The sequence below is a fragment of the Pulveribacter suum genome, from assembly GCF_003013695.1.
Classification (GTDB): Bacteria; Pseudomonadota; Gammaproteobacteria; order Burkholderiales; family Burkholderiaceae_C; genus Melaminivora; species Melaminivora suum.
Genome location: NZ_CP027792.1, coordinates 599,279 through 616,895, shown reverse-complemented (window position 1 = coordinate 616,895; position 17,617 = coordinate 599,279). Strand labels below are relative to the sequence as shown.

Genomic DNA, 17,617 nt, shown 5'->3' with positions numbered 1-17,617 from the left:
CCGAGTTGGGCGCATACACTGCATTCCATGGCCAACCGGCCACGCTTGACCGTGCCCGTCATCCCGAGGCACGGCACCCACGGAGACAAACACCATGAATGCCCCTCTGCCCGAGCACGTGCGGCGTGCGCTTGAGACCGTCACGCTCGACGACAAATACACCCTGCAGGAAGGCCGCGCCTTCATGAGTGGCACGCAGGCGCTGGTGCGCCTGCCCATGCTGCAGCGCCAGCGTGATGCGGCCGCGGGCCTGAACACCGCGGGCTTCGTCAGCGGCTACCGCGGCTCGCCCCTGGGCAACTACGACCAGGCGCTGTGGGCCGCGCGCAAGCACCTGGCCGAGCAGCACGTGGTCTTTCAGCCCGGGGTGAACGAGGAGCTGGCCGCCACCGCCGTGTGGGGCACGCAGCAGCTGGACATCTACCCCGAAAGCAAGAAGTACGACGGCGTCTTCGGCATCTGGTACGGCAAGGGCCCGGGCGTGGACCGCAGCGGCGACGTCTTCAAGCACGCCAACATGGCTGGCACGGCCCGCCACGGCGGCGTGATCGCCGTGGCCGGCGACGACCACATCAGCAAGAGCAGCACCGCCGCGCACCAGAGCGACCACATCTTCAAGGCCTGCGGCCTGCCGGTGTTCTTCCCCAGCAGCGTGCAGGAGATCCTGGACATGGGCCTGCACGCCTTTGCCATGAGCCGCTTCTCCGGGCTGTGGTCGGGCATGAAGACCATCCAGGAGGTGGTGGAGTCCAGCAGCAGCGTCTCGGTGGACCCGGGCCGCGTGCAGATCGCGCTGCCGGGCGACTTCGCCATGCCGCCGGGCGGCCTGCACATCCGCTGGCCCGACGCGCCCCTGGAGCAGGAGGCGCGCCTGATGAACCACAAGTGGTACGCGGCGCTGGCGTACGTGCGCGCCAACAAGCTGAACTACAACGTGATCGAGAACGGCGCGCGCGACCGCTTCGGCATCATCGCCAGCGGCAAGGCCTACAACGACACGCGCCAGGCGCTGGTCGATCTGGGCCTTCATGATGAAACCTGCCGGGAGCTGGGCATCCGCGTGCACAAGGTGAACGTGGTCTGGCCGCTGGAAGCGTCCATCACGCGCGACTTCGCCCAGGGGCTGCAGGAGATCCTGGTGGTGGAGGAAAAGCGCCAGGTCATCGAATACCAGATCAAGGAGCAGCTGTACAACTGGCGCGCCGACGTGCGCCCCGACGTGCTGGGCAAGTTCGATGAGGCCCCGGACAACCATTCCGGCGGCGAGTGGGGCATGCCCAACCCCAGCCAGAACTGGCTGCTGCGTCCGCAGGCGGACCTGACGCCGGCCCTGATCGCCCGCGCCATCGCCAAGCGCCTGACCAAGCTGGGCGTGCCCGAGCACATCGCGCGGCGCATGAACGAGCGCCTGTCGATCATCGACGCGCGCGAGCAGGGCCTGGCGGCGCAGACCCTGCAGACCGGTGATCGCACGCCGTGGTTTTGCAGCGGCTGCCCGCACAACACCAGCACCCGCGTGCCCGAGGGCTCGCGCGCCGTGGCCGGCATCGGCTGCCACTACATGGCCAACTGGATGCCCGACCGCGCCACCAGCACCTTCACGCAGATGGGCGGCGAAGGTGTGACCTGGGTCGGCCAGGCGCCCTTCACCAAGGACAAGCACGTCTTTGCCAACCTGGGCGATGGCACCTACTTCCACAGCGGGCTGCTGGCGATCCGCCAGTCGATTGCCGCGGGCACCAACATCACCTACAAGATCCTCTACAACGACGCCGTGGCCATGACCGGTGGCCAGCAGGTGGGCGAGCGCCCCGAGGGGCACTCGGTGGCGCAGATCGCGCACAGCCTGCGCGCCGAGGGCATTGCCAAGCTGGTGGTGGTGACCGACGAACCCGAGAAATACGCCGGCCGCACGCACGCGGCCGGCAGCGCCCGCGAAGGCCGGCCCGAGCTGCTGAACGACCTGCCCGCCGGCATCGAGGTCTTCCACCGCGACGAGCTGGACCGCATCCAGCGCGAGCTGCGCGACACCCCGGGCTGCACGGCCCTGATCTACGACCAGACCTGCGCCACCGAGAAGCGCCGGCGCAGAAAGCGCGGCAAGCTGGCCACGCCGGCCAAGACCGTCATCATCAACGAGCTGGTGTGCGAGGGCTGCGGCGACTGCTCGGTGCAATCGAACTGCCTGTCGGTGGAGCCGGTGGAGACGGATTTCGGCCGCAAGCGCCGCATCAACCAGAGCACTTGCAACAAGGACTATTCCTGCGTCAAGGGTTTTTGCCCCAGCTTCGTCACCATCGAGGGCGGGCAGCTCAAGAAACCCAAGAAGGAAAAGAAGGGCGACCTGGCGAGCCTGCCGCCTCTTCCCGAACCGGCGCTGCCGCTGGCCGAAGAGGCCTGGGGCATCATCGTGGCCGGCGTGGGCGGCACGGGCGTGATCACCATCGGCTCGCTGCTGGGCATGGCCGCGCACCTGGAGGGCAAGGGCGTCATCACCCAGGACGCGGCCGGCCTGGCGCAAAAGGGCGGTGCCACCTGGAGCCATGTGCAGATCGCCAACCGGCCCGAGGCCATCCACACCACCAAGGTGGACACGGCCAAGGCCGACCTGATCATCGGCTGCGATCCCATCGTGGCGGCCAACAAGACCACCCTGGCCGCCATGCAGCCGGGGCGCACCTTCGTGGCGCTGAACACCAGCGGCACGCCGGCGGCGGCCTTCGTGCACAACCCGGACTGGCAGTTCCCCGTCGGCAGCTGCGAGGCGGCCATCGGCGAGGCCGTGGGCCAGGAGCTGCTGGGCGTGATCGACGCGGAACGCGCGGCCACGCAACTGCTGGGCGACAGCATCTACACCAACCCGCTGATCCTGGGCTACGCCTGGCAAAAGGGCCGCGTGCCGCTGAGCCACGCCGCGCTGATGCGCGCCATGGAACTGAACGGCGTGCAGGTGGCCAACAACCAGGCGGCCTTCGAGTGGGGCCGGCGCCTGGCGCACGAGCCGCAGCAGGTGCAGGCCCTCTTGGCCACCACGCAGGTGATCGAGTTCGTGAAGAAGCCCGGCCTGGCCGAAATGCTGGACAAGCGCGTCCAGTTCCTGACCGGCTACCAGAGCGCTGCGTACGCCGCCGAGTACCGCGCCTTCATTGACAAGGTGCAGGCGGCCGAGGCGCGCGTCGCCCCCGGTGCACGCCTGTCGGAGGCAGTGGCGCGCTATTTGTTCAAGCTGATGGCCTACAAGGATGAATACGAGGTGGCGCGCCTGCACACCGACCCGGCCTTCACAGCACGCATCGAGGGCCTGTTCGAGGGCGATTACAAGATCGTGCATCACCTGGCGCCGCCGATGACCGCTGGCAAGAACGAGCGTGGCGAGCTGGTCAAGAAGAGCTATGGCCCCTGGATGCGCCGCGCCTTCACGGTGCTGGCCCAATGCAAGGGCCTGCGCGGCACGGCGCTCGACCCGTTCGGCCGCACACAGGAGCGGCGCACCGAGCGCGCGCTGATCCAGGAATACCGCGCCTGCATCGAGGAGCTGCTGGCCGGCCTCACGACCGAGCGCCTGGCGCTGGCCGTGGAGATCGCCCGCATCCCCGAGGACATCCGCGGCTATGGCCACGTAAAGGAGCGCCACCTGGCTGCCGCGCGCAAGAAGTGGCTCGCGCTGATGGACCGCTGGCGCCAGGGCGCTGCCGCGCCGGCCGAGCCCCAGCGCGTGACGGCCTGACCGGGCCCACCCTCCTGCGCTGAAACGCACGCCCTCCGGGCGTGCGTTTTTTTCAGGCCTGTGCGGGGCCGGCTTGCGCGCCAGCCTGCGCCAGAGCGCCGGCCGGTGGAACGTCTGCTGGCGGGCCATTGAACTGCAGGCGGCTGACCGGTACGGCCAGCTGTACGTCCAGGGTGCGCAGGCGCTCGAGCAGCTGCAGGTTGATGCGCTGTTGGATGTCCATGTAGAGGTTGAAGTCCGGATCCTGAACGATATAGACCACCTCGTAGTCCAGCGAGCTGGCGCCAAAGGCCTTGAAGTGGGCGCGGTCGAAGCGCACCTTCGGGATCGCCTTGACGACTTCGGCCACCACGGCGGAGACCTGCCCCACCTTGTCCACCGGCGTAGCCTGGGCAATGCTGAAGGTGAAGACGATGCGCCGCTCGCGCATGAGGCGGTAGTTGTTGATGGTCTGCTTGAGCAGGTCGGTGTTGCCCATCACCACCTGCTCGCCGCTGAGCGCCTTGATGCGGGTGGTCTTCACGCCCACCTTCTGCACCGTGCCGGCCACACCATTGACGACGATGAAGTCGCCTACCTCGAAGGGCTTGTCCACGGCAATCGCCATGGAGGCGAACAGGTCGCCCAGGATGTTCTGCACCGCCAGCGCCACCGCCACGCCGCCCACGCCCAGGCTGGCGACGAAGGCGGTGATGTTCACCCCCAGGTTGGACAGGATGGCCAGCAGCACCGTGACCCACAGCACCGTGCGCAAGCCCCAGGACATGAGCGTGGCCGAGGCCCCGGCCTGGCCGGCACTGGTGGACCCGTGATGCTGTCGGTAGCGCTGCACCGCCACGCCGATGGCGCGCGAGCCCCACAGGCCGATCTGTACCGCCACCGCCAGGAACCACAGCTGGCCCACGCGGCCGTGCCAGCGCTGCGGCAGGTCCAGCAGGCCCAGGCCGACCAGCACGGCCGCCAGCACGATCAGCAGATGGCTGGTGCCGGCCAGCAGCTGCGCCAGCAGGCCGCTGGCGCCGGGCTTGCCCACACCCTCGTCGTGGCGGCGGGCCCGCCGCTGCGCCCAGCGCAGCAGCAGCGTCAGCAGCAGATAGGTGCCCATGGCAGCGGCGACGGCCAGCAGCACGCTGGCGGCCGACATGCCCCCGAAGGCCTCACGATGCAACCAGGGCCAATCCTGTGCAAATTCCATGGCGATACGGCTTCCTTTCTTTCCTTGTTCCTGCAACGTCCAAAACGACGCGGCGACCTGTAGGAAGGTCGCCGCGCAGGAGCATGGTAGAAAAAGCGCCGCGCCGCAGGCGTAGGCCCAGGCCGATGATGTCCCTTGGCGGCTGTGCACGCTCTGCGCGCGGGTGTGCAGCCGCGGCCTCGTGCGGGTCTGCATCGTTGCCGATCCCCGCGATCGCACGGGCTGTCGCTGCGGTGTGCGCTTCGCAGCCCATCCCGATCGGCATCCGCACTCTTGCGCGCTCGGAGCGGGGACCGGCCCTAGCTCAGCAGCCGCTCGGGATTGGCGTCCAGCTTGGTCAGCGCCTCGCGCGTGGCGCGCAGGGTGAGGCTTTCCTCTTCCTGCGGCACGATGAGCGCGGCCTGCAGGTAGGCGCCCAGGCGGCGCAGCTGCAGCAGGTAGCTGGCCCCGTCGGCGGCGGCAAACAGGTGCAGCTGGCGGCGCTGGCTGTGCCACACGTACTGGACCTGGGCCGACGCGCCGTTGTGGTCCAGGGTGAACCATGCGCCCAGGGGCAGCTGCTGCGCCCACGCAACCATCTCCGGCTGCACTGGCGCCTCGTTGTCGGCAAAGACATGGATGGCGGAGGCGTCTATGCCCAGCAGCAGCTCGATATTTTCCGCACTCAGCGGCATGTCGCCCAGCGCCTCGTCGCTCAGGTAGTCCTCCAGGTTGGCCAGGCGCCGGGCCATGGCGTCGATGTGGGCCTGGGGAATGGGGGCGGTCTTGGACAGGAAGGCGTCGGACAAGGTGTCGGTCAGCAGCTTGATCTGCGCATCCTGCTCGGCTCCGGTGACGCCCAGCAGCGTCAGCCCGCGGCGCAGCGACTGCAGCAGCGCCGGCAGGCCCTGGATGACCTGGGCACGGTCGGCGCGGTTGGGCTTGGCGCTGGCCGCCCACACCAGGTCGGCGGCGGCGCGCTTGCAGCCGGCCGTAATCTCATCCTGCACCCCATGGCGCACGGCGCACACCGCCAGCACCTCGGCCCAGGTCTTGAACAGGAACTCGCGGATCTCGTCGCGCACCGGCATGTCCTTCAGCAGGGTGCGCAGCTCGATGGTGTACTGGATGGCCAGCGTTTCGCGCTGCTCGACCTGCTGAGCCACGCTGACGATGCGCGCCGTGGTGCCGCCCTGCCGCTCGGCCAGGAACTTGGCCAGGAAGGCCTCGAACTCCTCGTGCGCAATGGCGAACACGCGCTGGCCAGTCTCGGGGTATTGCTCGATGACCTGCACGATGCGGCGCACCTCGGTCTCCAGGGCGCTGCCGTTGATGCTGCTGGCATCAAAACCCAGCACGCAGGCGCCCATGCGGTCGATGAGCTGGCGCGCGGGGTGGGCCATGTTGCTAAAGAATTCCGGCTCGGCCAGTGCCACGCGCAGCACCGGCACCTGCAGCCGGGCAAACCACACGCGCATGGCCGGGGGAATGCGCTCCTCGCTGAGGATGCTCTGGAACATCAGCGCCACCACTTCGATGATGGCCTTCTCGCTGGCCGTGGAGGCCTTTTCCTTCAGCTCGGCGGCGCGCTCGCGCACCACGCTGGCCACCCGCACCACGGCCTGTGGCCCGGCATGGTGGGCCATGGCCGTCAGGCTGTCGTAGTAGCTCTCCAGCGGCACGCGCTGTGCTGCCAGCGCCTGCACCAGGGCGGCCGACGCCGGCGGCGCCCGGACCATGTCATAGCCGCCCATGGACGGCTGGGTGAGCAGGCGGCGCACCTGGGCCATCACTCCATAGGCGCGCTGGCGCGCGCGGATCAGCGGGCCCGGGATGGTGACCCCGGCGGGCAGCGGCATGCCACCGGTGGCAAACGGCGCCGGGTGGCTGCCGCGCGCCGCCAGGGGCATCGGGCGCCCGGCGGGCATGCCGTGAGCGGACTGCTGCAGGTGCGCCGGGTGCGAGCCGGGCGGTGCATGCGGCCCGCCCAGCGGGCCATGGCCGCTGGCGCCTGCCGTGGTGGCCGGGCGGCGCACGCGGGCGCGCAGGTCCTCGCTGACGCTGGCCACACCCTGGCTGTCATAGAACTTCACCACAGCCTGGTACTGCGCCAATGCCAGTGCCGCCAGTTCGCGCTGCAGCGGGTCGAGCACCAGGGCGAAGACCTCGCGCTTGAGGCCGGCCTGCTGCCAGGCGTCCACCAGCGACAGGCACCAGGACTCGGGCCGCAGCAGGTCGCCGGGGGGCAGCTCCACGCCTTCCAGGCGCTGCGTGCGCTGGCGCACGGCGTCGAAGCTGACACCCACCTGCTCCAGCACGGGCAGGGCCATGCGCGAGGCGGTGATCTTGTTTTCCACCACCTCATCGTCCAGCAGCGACAGCCCATCCAGCCCGGAGGTGGAGCGCGGCGGCGGCGCGGGGTCAGCAGGCGCCAGCGCGGTGCGCCAGGCGCGGGCAGCGCGCTCGGCCCAGTCCTTGTGGCTGGCCTGGAAGGCCTGCCAGGCGTCGCGGTGCAGCTGCATTTCGCGCTGCGTGCCGGTCTGGCCCATGAGGTCCGTGAGGAAGCTGCCCAGCGCCTGTGCCACCACCGGCAGGCCGGCGCACAGCCCGTCCACGAAATGCTGGCGCGCCAGCTGGGCGAGCCGGCGGGCAGCGGCGGGGTGCGACGCGAAGTCCATAACGTGCCATGTTAGCGGCTGGCAGGCGCCGCCAGCCAAGCGCTGGGGCCGCCTGGGGGCATCAGACCATGGCGCCCGCGTTCGGGTCGTCCGGGTCGCCTTCGCGCTTGGAGCCGGTCTTGACCAGGTCCTCGCGCTTGACGCCCAGCCACATGGCGATCGCCGCTGCGACGAACACCGAGGAGTAGATGCCGAACAGGATGCCGATGGTCAGCGCCAGGGCGAAATAGTGCAGGCTGGGGCCGCCGAAGAAGAACATGGACAGCACCATGGCTTCGGTCGAGGCGTGGGTGATGATGGTGCGGCTCATGGTGGAGGTGATGGCGTGGTCGATCACCTCGTGCGTGTTGAGCTTCCTGAACTTGCGGAAGGTCTCGCGGATCCGGTCGAAGATCACCACCGACTCGTTGACCGAGTAGCCCAGCACGGCCAGCACGCCGGCCAGCACCGACAGCGAGAACTCCCACTGGAAGAACGCGAAGAAGCCCAGGATGATGACCACGTCGTGCAGGTTGGCGATGATGGCCGCCACGCCGAACTTCCATTCGAAGCGGAACGCCAGGTAGATGACGATGCCCAGCACCACCATGCCCAGGGCCATCAGGCCCCCGTGCACGAGCTCTTCGCCCACCTGCGGGCCGACGAACTCGGTGCGGCGCAGCACCACGGTGTCGTCCTGCGCTTTCAGCGCGGCCAGCACCTGCTCGCTTTGCTGCGCGGACGTCACGCCCTTTTGCACCGGCAGGCGGATCATCACGTCGCGCGAGGTGCCGAAGTTCTGCACCGTCACATCCGGATAACCCAGGCCCGAGACCGTCTCGCGCACCTTGCCAATGTCGGCGGTCTGGACGTAGGCCACCTCCATGACGGTGCCGCCCGTGAACTCCACCGACAGGTGCAGTCCGCGCGTGACCAGGAAGAACACGGCCAGGGCGAAGGTGATGAAGGAAATCGCGTTGAGCAGCAACGCGTATTTCATGAACGGGATGTCCCGTTTGATGCGGAAAAACTCCATGATCCTTCCCTTTAGTCGTTGCTGGCGCGGCCGGCCACGGAGCGCAGCTGCGAGGTGTCCTCGGGCTTCCAGACCTGGCCGATGGAGACGCTCTTGAGTTTCTTCTTGCGGCCATACCAGAGGTTGACCAGACCGCGCGAGAAGAACACGGCCGAGAACATGCTGGTCAGGATGCCGATGGTGTGCACCACGGCAAAGCCGCGCACCGGGCCGGTGCCGAAGGCCAGCAGGGCCAGGCCGGCAATCAGCGTGGTCACGTTGGAGTCCAGAATGGTGGCCCAGGCGCGCTCATAGCCGGTGGCGATCGCCGCCTGCGGAGCGACGCCGGCGCGCAGCTCCTCGCGGATGCGTTCGTTGATCAGCACGTTGGAGTCGATGGCCACGCCCAATGCCAGCGCCATGGCGGCAATGCCGGGCAGGGTCAGCGTGGCCTGCAGCATGGACAAGATGGCCACCAGCATCAGCACGTTCACCGACAGTGCGATGGTGGAGAACACGCCAAACAGCATGTAGTACACGCACATGAACGCCGCGATGGCCACCATGCCCCAGACCACGCTGTGCACGCCGCGGGCGATGTTGTCGGCGCCCAGGCTGGGGCCGATGGTGTATTCCTCGATGATCTCCATCGGCGCGGCCAGCGAGCCTGCGCGCAGCAAGAGCGCCGTGTCGGCGGCCTCTGCAGTGGTCATGCGCCCGGAGATCTGCACCCGCCCGCCGCCGATCTCGCTCCTGATCACCGGGGCCGTCACCACCTCGCCCTTGCCCTTTTCGAACAAGATGATCGCCATGCGCTTGCCGACGCTCTCGCGCGTCACGTCCTTGAACACGCGCGAGCCCTTGGCGTCCAGCGTCAGGTTCACGGTGGGCTCCTGCGTCTGGCTGTCAAAGCCCGGCTGGGCATCGGTCAGGTTCTCGCCCGTGAGCACCACCTGCTTCTTGACGATCACGGCCTGGCCGTTGCGGTCCAGGTATTTCTCGTCGCCAAAGGGCACGGGGCCGCTGCCGGCCTCGGCCGCGCGCGCTTCGGTGCCTTCATCGACCATGCGCACTTCCAGCGTGGCCGTGCGGCCCAGGATGTCCTTGGCCTTGGCCGTGTCCTGCACCCCGGGCAGCTGCACCACGATGCGATCCAGGCCCTGCTGCTGGATGACCGGCTCGGCCACGCCCAGCTCGTTGATGCGGTTGTGCAGCGTGGTGATGTTCTGCTTGAGCGCCTGCTCCTGCACGCGGCGCAGGGCCTCGGGCTTGATGCTGGCGGTGAGCACCGTGGTATCGCCATCGGCGGCAGTGGTGGCCTGCAGGTCGGCGAACTGGTCGGCGATCAGGTTGCGCGCGGCCGTCAGCTGGGCCTCGTCGCGCAGGCGCACCTGCACCGTCTGGCCTTCGCGGGTGACGCCGCCGTGGCGCACGCTCTTCTCGCGCAGGCTGCTGCGCAGGTCGCCGGCCAGCGACTCGGCCTTCTTGGTCAGCGCCGCCTGCATGTCCACCTGCAGCATGAAGTGCACGCCGCCGCGCAGGTCCAGGCCCAGGTACATGGGGCGCGCGTGCAGCGCTGTCAGCCAGTCGGGCGAACGCGAGACCAGGTTCAGGGCGACGATATAGGACGGGTCGCTGGCGTCGGGGATCAGCGCCTTTTCCAGCGCGTCCTTGGCCTTGAGCTGGGTATCGGGCGTATCAAAGCGCGCGCGCACCGACGTGCCCTCCAGCACGATGGAGTCGGAGGCCACGCCCGCGGCCGCCAGCACCTGCTGCACGCGCTCTTGCAGGGCAGGGTCCACCTTGATGGTGGCCTTGGCCGAGGAGACCTGCACCGCAGGGGCCTCGCCAAAAAAGTTGGGCAGGGTATAGAGAAACCCAACGAGCAACGCGATCCCCAGGATCGCGTACTTCCAGACCGGATAACGGTTCATGATCGCGCTCTTCGTCTCACAAACGGATGACGGGGCGGGCCTTGGTCGGCACGCCCCGTCGCAATGGCTTCAATGCATTCAGCCAGCGTGGTGGTTACTTGACCGTGCCCTTGGGCAGGACCTGGGTCACGGCGCTGCGCTGCACCTGCACTTCGACGCCGTTGGCGATCTCCACGTGCAGCGAGCCTTCGCCCAGGCGCGTGACGCGGCCCAGCAGGCCGCCGGAGGTGACCACCTCGTCGCCCTTGGACAGGGCCTCGATCATGGCCTTGTGCTCCTTTTGGCGCTTCATCTGGGGGCGGATCATGATGAAGTACAGCACCACGAACATCAGCACCAGCGGCAGCATGCCGGTGAGCGAGGCCATCATGCCGCCCTCGGCGGCAGCGGCAGGGGCGGTCTGTGCAAAGGCGGAAGAAATCAGCACGGGGCAGGCTCCGGAAATCGGCAGGAAAAATGAGAAAGTGGCTGTGCGCGGGCACCAGGGCCGGCAAGCAGACAGCCGGGCATTGTATGCGGCGCCCCGCCAGTGGCCTGCGGACGGGGTTTGCCCCTGCTCACTCCCCGGTTTGGGTTTTAGGTAAAAACCGGCTCAAACGCCCGCCAGTCAAGCGCCGGCAGCTATCAAAATTGATGTGACTGCGCGTGTGGCGCATCCATTAGGGCGGCGGGCTCGTCGGCCTGCAGCACCTGGGCGGCCCAGCCGGCGAGCTGGCGCGCGTCGGCGCGCAGCACCTCCTGCTTGACAGCCAGCACCTGCGCCGGGTGCATGGAGAAGCTGCGCAGCCCCAGGCCCAGCAGCAGCCGCGTCATGGCCACGTCGCCGGCCATCTCGCCGCACACGCTGACCGGCTTGCCGGCGCGCGCGCCGGCGGCAATCACATCGGCCACCAGGCGCAGCACGGCCGGGTGCAGCGGGTCGTACAGCGAGGCGACGGCCTCGTCGGCCCGGTCGATGGCCAGGGCGTACTGGATCAGGTCGTTGGTGCCGATGGACAGGAAATCGAAATGCGCCAGGAACTGGCGCACCATCAGCGCCGCGGCCGGCACCTCGATCATGGCGCCCAGCTGCACCGGCCCGTGGGCCGCGCCGCGCGCGTCCAGCTCGGCGCGCGCCAGCTGCACCTGGGCCAGCGTCTGGCGGATCTGGGGCAAATGCGCCAGCATCGGAAACAGCAGCCGCACCCTGCCATGCACGGCCGCGCGCAAGATGGCGCGCAGCTGGGTGCGGAACATGGCCGGGTCGGCCAGGCTCCAGCGGATGGCGCGCAGGCCCAGCGCCGGGTTGAGCGAGCTGTCGCGGTGCGACTTGTCCAGCGGCTTGTCGGCGCCCACGTCCACCGTGCGGATGGTCACCGGCAGGCCCTGCATGCCCTGCACGGCGTCGCGGTAGGCCTGGTACTGGGCCTCCTCGCCGGGCAGGCGCCCGCCGCGGTCCATGAACAGGAATTCGGTGCGAAACAGCCCCACGCCCGTGGCGCCGGCGCGCAGCGCGGCGGCCGCGTCCTGGGGCTGCTCGATGTTGGCCAGCAGCTCCACCGGCTGGCCATCCAGCGTGATGGACGGCGTGTGGCGCAGCCGCGCCAGGCGCTCGCGCTCCAGCAGCACCTGACGCTGGCGAAAGCGGTACTCGTCCAGCACGATGGGCGAAGGGTCCACGATGACCACGCCGGCGTCGCCGTCGATGATGACCCAGTCGTCCTGGCGCACCAGCTGGCTGACCCCGCGCGCGCCCACCACGGCCGGGATGTCCATGCTGCGCGCCACGATGGCGGTGTGGCTGGTCTTGCCGCCCACGCCGGTCGCGAAGCCGGCGAACACGCTTTGCTTGAACTGCAGCATGTCGGCCGGCGACAGGTCATAGGCCACCAGCACCAGCGGTGTGGTGCTGCCGCCCCCGGCCGCGGCGGCCAGGCGCGCCGGCCCATCCACGTGCGCACCGCGCAGGTGGCGCAGGATGCGCTCGACCACCTGCTCCAGGTCGGCCTTGCGCTCGCGCAGGTAGTCATCCTCCATCTCGTCGAACTGGCGGCTGAGCACTTCCAGCTGCGTGGTCAGCGCCCACTCGGCGTTGTACAGGCGCTCGGTGACCCAGTGGCGCACGCCGCCCACCAGCGCGTCGTCCTGCAGCAGCAGGATGTGTACGTCCAAGAGCGCGGCCAGCTCCTGCGGGGCGTCGGCCGGCATGTCGGCCTGCAGGCGCTGCAGTTCCTGGATCACGGCGTCGCGGGCGCGCCGGGCGCGGGCCAGCTCGGCCTCGATCTGGTCCGCGTCGATGAAGTAGTGCACGACCTCCATGCGGCTGGCCGCGGCCAGCACGGCGCGCCCGATGGCGATGCCGCGGGTGACGGCCAGTCCGTGAATGGAAAACGTCATGTGCTGGGCCTCGTGCCGTGTGCTGTGTCCGCTATTCGCCCTCGCCGAACTTGCCGTTGATCAACTCCAGCAGGGCCTGCATGGCCTGCTGCTCGTCGCTGCCGTCGGTCTCGATCTCCACCTGCGCGCCCCGCCCGGCGGCCAGCATCATCACGCCCATGATGCTCTTGGCGTTCACGCGGCGCTCGCCCCGGCTCAGAAAAACGTTGCAGGCAAAGCTGCCGGCCAGCTTGGTGAGCTTGGCCGAGGCGCGTGCATGCAAGCCCAGCTTGTTGCTGATGGTGATGGACTGTTGAATCATGGATTGGCCAGGATGGGGAAAGCGAAACTCAGCGCTGGGCCGCCTCGGCGGCAGCGATCTGCACCACGCCCTGCGCGCCGCCGGCCAGCGCGCGCGCGGCCAGCGCCTCCAGCGGCTCGGCGCGGTAGCTGAGGGCGCGCAGCAGCATCGGCAAATTGACGCCGGCCACCAGGCGCGAGTGCACGTCGTCCACCAGGCACCGCGCCACGTTGGCCGGCGTGGCGCCGACCACGTCGGTCATCACCAGCAGCGGCGCGCCGTGCTGCGTGGCCCGCAGGGCGCGCGCGGCCAGCAGCGTGGCCTCGGGCGGCTCGTCGGGCGGCACGTCCAGCGCCTGCAGGTCGCTCGCGCAGTCGGGGAACACGTGCAGTGCGCATTCCCGCAGGGCGTGGGCCAGCGGCTCGTGGGCGATGATGAGTAGGCGCGTAGTCATGGCTTGATCGCGCATTATCGCCAGCGCGCCCCGGGCGGCCGGGAACCGCGCGGAGCGCGGCCGGTCTTACAGCCAGCGGGGTTGGGTGCCTGCGGCACAATCGCCGGTGCGACAACGGCGGCTGCGGAGAGCGAAGCGATGAAGATGAAAAACTGGCTGGTGGCAGGGGCGCTGGTGGTGGCTGCGGCCGTGGGCACGGCGGTGGTGTTGAACTCCAACGTGCACCAGGCGCCGCAATCCACCTTCGTGCTGCTGGACGGCAGCCAGCAGACCACGCAGGACCTGCGCGGCAAGGTCACCCTGGTGAACTTCTGGGCCACCAGCTGCACCACCTGCGTGGCCGAGATGCCCGACATCGTCGCCACCTACGACAAGTACAAGGGCCGCGGCTTCGAGACCCTGGCCGTGGCCATGAGCTACGACCCGCCCAGCTACGTGGTGAATTTCACCGAGTCGCGCAAGCTGCCCTTCAAGGTCGCCATCGACAACACCGGCGCCGTGGCCAAGGCCTGGGGCGACATCAAGCTCACCCCCACCACCTTCATCGTCAACAAGCGCGGCGAAATCGTGAAAAGCTACGTGGGCGCGCCGGATTTTCCCGAGCTGCACCGGCTGATCGAGCGGCTGCTGGCCGAGGCCTGAGCAGCGGCGCGCAGCTGGGGCGCTTTAGCCTCCCGTTTCTCGGCGTGCTCGGCAGACGTCGGCCCCTCGGCCGCACCTGGGGCTTGGCCCGGGCGGGTACGGCCTGGGCCGCGCGGCCGGTGTGGGGATGACCACGGCACCTGCCCGCGCGGCGCGCGCCGCCCAGGGCGCCGTCGGCCGGTGCGCTGCTGGTGGCGCTGGCGCCGTGCGCGCCGCCGGCCTGGTGGCTGCCGCAGCTGGGCACCGGCAGGTTTTGGCGCCCGATACACTGCTCCCATGAGACCCGCTACAGAGGATGCGCACCGCGCGCTGGACCCGTCGCCCTCCATCGCCCTGCTCTACCCGACCGAAGCGCACGAGATGGCACCCGTGCGCGAGCTGTTCCAGGAGTACGCGGACAGCCTGGCCATCGACCTGTCCTTCCAGAATTTCACGGCCGAGCTGGCTGCGCTGCCTGGCGACTACGCGCCGCCGCGCGGCTGCATCCTGCTGGCCCTGGTGGACGGCGCGCTGGCCGGCTGCTGCGCGCTGCGGCCGCTGGACGCCGCCGACTACGCCAACGCCTGCGAGATGAAGCGCCTGTACGTGCGCAAGGCTTTCCGCGGCTTCGGCCTGGGCCGCCAGCTGGCCGAGGCCACGCTGGACGCAGCCCGCCGCGCCGGCTACGCCAGCGTGCTGCTGGACACGCTGGACGGCATGGAGTCGGCGCGCGCCCTGTACGCCGAGCTGGGCTTCGAGGAAATCCCGCCCTACTACCACAACCCTGTTCCCGGAGCGCACTATCTCAAGGCCGACATCTTCTAGAAGATTCAAGCCTTTTTGGCCTCCAGCGCCCGCCAGGCAAGCGCGGGCAGCTATTAATACATGAGCAAACGCCGCACGGACCTTGCGATCCGCGCGGCGTCTTCTGTCACCCGCCCCCGCGTGCAGCAAGCGCGGCCCGTCTCAGCCCCGGGCCTGGCCCAGCAGGGTTGCCGCGTCGCTGACCTCGAACTTGCCCGGCGCCTCGATGTTGAGCTGCGCCACCTTGCCGTCTCTGACCAGCATGGAGTAGCGGTTGCTGCGCAGGCCCAGGCCCTTGCCGTTCAGGTCCAGCGTCAGCCCGGTGGCCTTGGCAAAGGCGGCGTCGCCGTCGGCCAGCATGCGCACCTTGCCACCGGTCTTCTGGTCCTTGGCCCAGGCGCCCATGACAAAGGCGTCGTTGACCGACAGGCACCAGATCTCGTCCACCCCGGCGGCCTTGAGCTGATCAGCGTGTTCCACAAAGCCGGGCACGTGCTGCGCCGAGCAGGTGGGCGTGAAGGCGCCCGGCACGGCGAACAGTGCGATGGTCTTGCCGGCCGCTGCCTCCTGCACGTTCACGGGCTGCGGGCCGCTGGTGGCGCAGGTGCCGTCCTCGGCGTGCTGGTATTCCATCAACGTGGCTGCGGGCAGCGCGTCACCGATCTTGATCATGCGAATCTCCTGAAAAGTAGGGACGAAAAAAAACGACCCACGATTGTGGGTCGTTTCCTTCAGCAGCGCTGCGGCGTGAGCCGCAAGGGCTTAGACCAGACCGGCCTTTTGCACCAGGCGGGTAGCCACCCAGTTCTTGGTCTTGGACAGCGGGCGGCTTTCCGTGATTTCCACGGTATCGCCCATCTTGTAGTCACCGTTTTCGTCGTGCGCGTGGTACTTGCTCGACTTGATCACGATCTTGTCGTAGATGGGGTGCTTGACGCGGCGCTCGACCATCACGGTGATGGTCTTGGCTCGCTTGTCGCTCACCACCTTGCCGACCAGGCTGCGCTTGAGGGATGTTTTGGCTTCCGTCATGTTCGCTCCTTAGGCCTTCACGGTGGCGGCTTGCTTTTGGGCAAGGATGGTCTTGGCGCGCGCGATGTCGCGGCGCGTGGACTTCAGCAGGGTCGTGTTGCCCAGCTGTTGCGTGGCCTTTTGCATGCGCAGGCCGAAATGGGCCTTCTGCAGCGACTTGATTTCGTCCTTCAGACCGGCCTCGTCCTTTTGGCGCAGTTCAGCAGCATTCGTCATATTGATCCTCTTGTGTTTCTCAAGCGCCAATCTGACGGGCCACGAACGTGGTGCGCAGCGGCAGCTTGGCAGCAGCCAGGCGGAACGCCTCGCGTGCCAGCTCCTCGGGCACTCCCACGATCTCGAACACCACCTTGCCAGGCTGGATTTCGGCCACGTAGTACTCGGGGTTGCCCTTGCCGTTGCCCATACGCACTTCTGCGGGCTTGGTAGAGATCGGCTTGTCCGGGAACACGCGGATCCAGATGCGGCCACCACGCTTGACGTGGCGGGAAATCGCACGGCGTGCGGCTTCGATCTGGCGGGCCGTCAGGCGGCCGCGGTCCGTGCACTTCAGGCCGAAATCACCGAAGGCCACCGAGTTGCCACGCGTGGCAATGCCGGTGTTGCGGCCTTTTTGTTCCTTGCGGAACTTGCGGCGTGCGGGTTGCAGCATGTTTATTCTCCTTTACCGTCCGCTGCTGCAGCAGCGGGCGCGGCCTTGGCTACGCGCTTAACGGAATCTGCACCTGCGCCCTGCGGCTTGTCGCTGCCATCGGCAGGTGCGGCGTTGGTGCCCATCGGGCGGCGGCCACCGCCACCACGGCGATCGCCATCACGGCGGTCGTCACGGCGGCCATCGCGGCGCGGACCACGCGGGCGGCGCTCGTCGTCCGGACGGGGCGTCTCGACAGCCGGCAGGTCGCCGCGGCCGAGCGTGTCACCCTTGTAGACCCACACCTTCACGCCGATCACACCATAGGTGGTCTTGGCTTCGGAGGTGCCGTAGTCGATATCGGCGCGCAGCGTGTGCAGCGGCACGCGGCCTTCGCGGTACCACTCGGTGCGGGCGATTTCGATGCCGTTCAGACGACCCGAGGACATGATCTTGATGCCCTGGGCGCCCAGGCGCATCGCGTTCTGCATGGCGCGCTTCATGGCGCGGCGGAACATGATGCGCTTTTCCAGCTGCTGGGTGATCGAGTCGGCGATCAGCTTGGCATCGATTTCCGGCTTGCGCACTTCTTCGATGTTCACTGCGACCGGCACGCCCAGGCGGGTGGCGAGTTCCTTCTTCAGGTTCTCGATGTCCTCGCCCTTCTTGCCGATCACCACGCCCGGACGGGCCGAGTAGATGGTGATGCGGGCGTTCTTGGCGGGGCGCTCGATCATGACGCGCGAGACGGCGGCATTCTTCAGGCGGGCCTTCAGGAACTCGCGCACCTTGATGTCTTCGGCCAGCATGCCGGCGAAGTCACGGTTGCTCGCGTACCAGCGGCTGGCCCAGTTGCGGCTGACCGCCAGACGGAAGCCGGTAGGATGGATTTTCTGTCCCATATTCTTCCTT

At 68.5% G+C, this 17,617-nt stretch carries 16 protein-coding genes; 3 read left to right on the top strand and 13 right to left on the bottom strand.

All coding sequences use genetic code 11. The annotated features are described in order from the left end of the window. Window positions 1-94: 94 nt before the first annotated feature. A complete protein-coding gene (locus C7H73_RS02780; RefSeq protein WP_106845269.1) occupies window positions 95-3,727 on the top strand; it encodes an indolepyruvate ferredoxin oxidoreductase family protein in 3,633 nt (1,210 codons plus the stop codon). 52 nt (window positions 3,728-3,779) lie between these two features. On the opposite strand, the gene C7H73_RS02775 is transcribed toward C7H73_RS02780, so the two are convergent. The 8 genes from C7H73_RS02775 to C7H73_RS02740 form a co-directional block, all read right to left on the bottom strand. Next, window positions 3,780-4,922, bottom strand: a complete 1,143-nt coding sequence (locus C7H73_RS02775; RefSeq protein WP_106845268.1) for a mechanosensitive ion channel family protein — start codon at window positions 4,920-4,922, stop codon at window positions 3,780-3,782. Between the two features lie 299 nt (window positions 4,923-5,221). Beyond that, window positions 5,222-7,579 (bottom strand): DUF1631 family protein, encoded by a 2,358-nt coding sequence (locus C7H73_RS02770; protein ID WP_106845267.1) that lies wholly within the window; start codon window positions 7,577-7,579, stop codon window positions 5,222-5,224. A 61-nt stretch (window positions 7,580-7,640) separates the two neighbouring features. Continuing rightward, window positions 7,641-8,594 carry a protein translocase subunit SecF gene (gene secF, locus C7H73_RS02765; protein ID WP_106845266.1) on the bottom strand — a complete coding sequence of 318 codons (954 nt, stop codon included), beginning with the start codon at window positions 8,592-8,594 and terminating at the stop codon, window positions 7,641-7,643. Between the two features lie 11 nt (window positions 8,595-8,605). Next, the gene (secD, locus tag C7H73_RS02760; RefSeq protein ID WP_106845265.1) at window positions 8,606-10,507 is read right to left on the bottom strand and encodes a protein translocase subunit SecD; all 1,902 of its coding nucleotides are present in this window, start codon (window positions 10,505-10,507) and stop codon (window positions 8,606-8,608) included. 94 nt (window positions 10,508-10,601) lie between these two features. After that, window positions 10,602-10,934 (bottom strand): preprotein translocase subunit YajC, encoded by a 333-nt coding sequence (gene yajC / locus C7H73_RS02755; protein WP_106845264.1) that lies wholly within the window; start codon window positions 10,932-10,934, stop codon window positions 10,602-10,604. Window positions 10,935-11,131: 197 nt separating this feature from the next. Then, a complete protein-coding gene (ptsP, locus tag C7H73_RS02750) occupies window positions 11,132-12,883 on the bottom strand; it encodes a phosphoenolpyruvate--protein phosphotransferase (protein ID WP_106845263.1) in 1,752 nt (583 codons plus the stop codon). A 31-nt stretch (window positions 12,884-12,914) separates the two neighbouring features. Beyond that, on the bottom strand, window positions 12,915-13,184 hold the full coding sequence (locus tag C7H73_RS02745) for an HPr family phosphocarrier protein (protein ID WP_106845262.1): 270 nt from the start codon (window positions 13,182-13,184) through the stop codon (window positions 12,915-12,917). A gap of 28 nt (window positions 13,185-13,212) precedes the next feature. Next, on the bottom strand, window positions 13,213-13,617 hold the full coding sequence (locus C7H73_RS02740) for a PTS sugar transporter subunit IIA (protein ID WP_106845261.1): 405 nt from the start codon (window positions 13,615-13,617) through the stop codon (window positions 13,213-13,215). A 138-nt stretch (window positions 13,618-13,755) separates the two neighbouring features. Here C7H73_RS02740 and C7H73_RS02735 point away from each other — a divergent pair, with 138 nt between their 5' ends. Then, window positions 13,756-14,259 carry a TlpA disulfide reductase family protein gene (locus C7H73_RS02735; protein ID WP_106845260.1) on the top strand — a complete coding sequence of 168 codons (504 nt, stop codon included), beginning with the start codon at window positions 13,756-13,758 and terminating at the stop codon, window positions 14,257-14,259. Window positions 14,260-14,535: 276 nt separating this feature from the next. After that, window positions 14,536-15,063 carry a GNAT family N-acetyltransferase gene (locus tag C7H73_RS02730; RefSeq protein WP_405124776.1) on the top strand — a complete coding sequence of 176 codons (528 nt, stop codon included), beginning with the start codon at window positions 14,536-14,538 and terminating at the stop codon, window positions 15,061-15,063. A gap of 141 nt (window positions 15,064-15,204) precedes the next feature. Here C7H73_RS02730 and C7H73_RS02725 read toward each other — a convergent pair whose 3' ends face one another. The 5 genes from C7H73_RS02725 to rpsC form a co-directional block, all read right to left on the bottom strand. Beyond that, complete coding sequence (locus C7H73_RS02725; RefSeq protein ID WP_106845259.1) at window positions 15,205-15,714, bottom strand: peroxiredoxin; 510 nt, start codon at window positions 15,712-15,714, stop codon at window positions 15,205-15,207. Window positions 15,715-15,804: 90 nt separating this feature from the next. Beyond that, on the bottom strand, window positions 15,805-16,074 hold the full coding sequence (gene rpsQ / locus C7H73_RS02720) for a 30S ribosomal protein S17 (RefSeq protein ID WP_106845258.1): 270 nt from the start codon (window positions 16,072-16,074) through the stop codon (window positions 15,805-15,807). Between the two features lie 9 nt (window positions 16,075-16,083). Next, complete coding sequence (rpmC, locus tag C7H73_RS02715) at window positions 16,084-16,290, bottom strand: 50S ribosomal protein L29 (protein ID WP_106845257.1); 207 nt, start codon at window positions 16,288-16,290, stop codon at window positions 16,084-16,086. Between the two features lie 19 nt (window positions 16,291-16,309). Next, window positions 16,310-16,726 carry a 50S ribosomal protein L16 gene (rplP, locus tag C7H73_RS02710; protein WP_013517326.1) on the bottom strand — a complete coding sequence of 139 codons (417 nt, stop codon included), beginning with the start codon at window positions 16,724-16,726 and terminating at the stop codon, window positions 16,310-16,312. A 2-nt stretch (window positions 16,727-16,728) separates the two neighbouring features. Beyond that, window positions 16,729-17,607 (bottom strand): 30S ribosomal protein S3, encoded by an 879-nt coding sequence (gene rpsC, locus C7H73_RS02705; RefSeq protein WP_106845256.1) that lies wholly within the window; start codon window positions 17,605-17,607, stop codon window positions 16,729-16,731. Window positions 17,608-17,617: the final 10 nt, after the last annotated feature.

What these genes read in the sequence shown, in the direction of transcription:
- C7H73_RS02735 (WP_106845260.1), top strand. Translation starts at nt 13,756, where the DNA reads ATGAAGATGAAAAACTGGCTGGTGGCAGGGGCGCTGGTGGTGGCTGCG.
- C7H73_RS02730 (WP_405124776.1), top strand. Translation starts at nt 14,536, where the DNA reads ATGAGACCCGCTACAGAGGATGCGCACCGCGCGCTGGACCCGTCGCCC.
- rplP (WP_013517326.1), bottom strand. Translation starts at nt 16,726, where the DNA reads ATGCTGCAACCCGCACGCCGCAAGTTCCGCAAGGAACAAAAAGGCCGC.
- secD (WP_106845265.1), bottom strand. Translation starts at nt 10,507, where the DNA reads ATGAACCGTTATCCGGTCTGGAAGTACGCGATCCTGGGGATCGCGTTG.
- secF (WP_106845266.1), bottom strand. Translation starts at nt 8,594, where the DNA reads ATGGAGTTTTTCCGCATCAAACGGGACATCCCGTTCATGAAATACGCG.
- C7H73_RS02740 (WP_106845261.1), bottom strand. Translation starts at nt 13,617, where the DNA reads ATGACTACGCGCCTACTCATCATCGCCCACGAGCCGCTGGCCCACGCC.
- rpsC (WP_106845256.1), bottom strand. Translation starts at nt 17,607, where the DNA reads ATGGGACAGAAAATCCATCCTACCGGCTTCCGTCTGGCGGTCAGCCGC.
- C7H73_RS02780 (WP_106845269.1), top strand. Translation starts at nt 95, where the DNA reads ATGAATGCCCCTCTGCCCGAGCACGTGCGGCGTGCGCTTGAGACCGTC.
- rpmC (WP_106845257.1), bottom strand. Translation starts at nt 16,290, where the DNA reads ATGACGAATGCTGCTGAACTGCGCCAAAAGGACGAGGCCGGTCTGAAG.
- C7H73_RS02745 (WP_106845262.1), bottom strand. Translation starts at nt 13,184, where the DNA reads ATGATTCAACAGTCCATCACCATCAGCAACAAGCTGGGCTTGCATGCA.
- C7H73_RS02725 (WP_106845259.1), bottom strand. Translation starts at nt 15,714, where the DNA reads ATGATCAAGATCGGTGACGCGCTGCCCGCAGCCACGTTGATGGAATAC.
- rpsQ (WP_106845258.1), bottom strand. Translation starts at nt 16,074, where the DNA reads ATGACGGAAGCCAAAACATCCCTCAAGCGCAGCCTGGTCGGCAAGGTG.
- C7H73_RS02770 (WP_106845267.1), bottom strand. Translation starts at nt 7,579, where the DNA reads ATGGACTTCGCGTCGCACCCCGCCGCTGCCCGCCGGCTCGCCCAGCTG.
- C7H73_RS02775 (WP_106845268.1), bottom strand. Translation starts at nt 4,922, where the DNA reads ATGGAATTTGCACAGGATTGGCCCTGGTTGCATCGTGAGGCCTTCGGG.
- ptsP (WP_106845263.1), bottom strand. Translation starts at nt 12,883, where the DNA reads ATGACGTTTTCCATTCACGGACTGGCCGTCACCCGCGGCATCGCCATC.